The following is a 1,016-nucleotide window of genomic DNA, read 5'->3' as shown; positions in this document are numbered from 1 at the left end:
GATAAAGTTCGCTTCCTATACTTTCAAGCTGCGAAATAAGCTCAGGTTGCAAAATATCATCATTTTGCACAACAAAATTTGCCTGCAAATTTACACAAAAAAAGAAAAGGACGCACAAAGCGCCCTTTATAATCAAATTTAGTCTCATACTAACCTATATACAATATTTTTGAAGTAAGAACAGCTCCTGCTGTTGCAACAGCAAGTGCAATTATTAGAAGAAGTATGACTTTTTCAAGTAATCCTGCTGACATATCCTACTCCTTTACCATTGTATTTTTTTGAACTTCAATGCTACTTCTCATTTCAACACTTGCAGGGTTATTTAGCTTGTATGGTTTTTGCATAACTGATTGTTGTGCGCCGATACCAAGCACTGTCAAAGTAGCCAAGATTGAAAGCAAAAGAACGGTAGCAATAAGCATTCCTGTAACGCCATTTAACGCAAAAACACTTCTACTTGTATTTTCCATAGTTTGCTCCTTATTCTGCCAAAGACGAAATAAATTCGCCGACTGCTTGTTTTTGAACTTCGCTAAGTCTTCCGTCCGTAAATGAAGGCATAACACCGATTGAACCAGCTTTACCTCTATTTAGAACTTCTTTTACGAATTCACTTGAACCATATTTTGTAAGATCCGGTGCTGAGCCGTCCATACCTTTGCCGTCTTCGCCGTGGCAAGATGCACAAACACCAAAAGCTTCTCTTCCTTGTGATACTAAATTTTCATTTTTAGTAGATTTGATAGCAGAAACTTCTTTTGCGACATAGGCAGCGATTGCTTTTGCAGTATTATTATCGATACCTAAATCAGCAGCTTTGCTCATCATACCCAAAGGATATTCCATACCTTCTGAACCATTAATAATAGCATCTTCGATACCTGCTTCGCTGCCCCATTTTGTTAAATTTTGTGCTACGCCGTTTATGCCGTCGCCGCTAACGCCGTGACATTGAGCACATTGAACCAAGAAAACACTCTCGCCCATATTTTTTAAAGTTGCTTTATCGGCGC

The 1,016-nt window shown here is 38.6% G+C and carries 2 protein-coding genes; both read right to left on the bottom strand.

Annotated elements, in window-relative coordinates; genetic code table 11:
- Window positions 1-257: 257 nt before the first annotated feature.
- Window positions 258-473: a DUF4006 family protein gene (locus tag OFO01_RS08985; protein WP_270860562.1), complete on the bottom strand. Its 216-nt coding sequence runs from the start codon at window positions 471-473 to the stop codon at window positions 258-260.
- A gap of 10 nt (window positions 474-483) precedes the next feature.
- A partial coding sequence (locus OFO01_RS08980) for a c-type cytochrome (RefSeq protein ID WP_270875556.1) occupies window positions 484-1,016 on the bottom strand: 533 nt, incomplete at its 5' end.

It is taken from the genome of Campylobacter sp. JMF_01 NE2, assembly GCF_027737365.1.
Lineage (GTDB): Bacteria > Campylobacterota > Campylobacteria > Campylobacterales > Campylobacteraceae > Campylobacter_B.
Note: the sequence above shows the minus strand (reverse complement) of the source record. Positions and strands in the feature narration are given on the sequence as shown.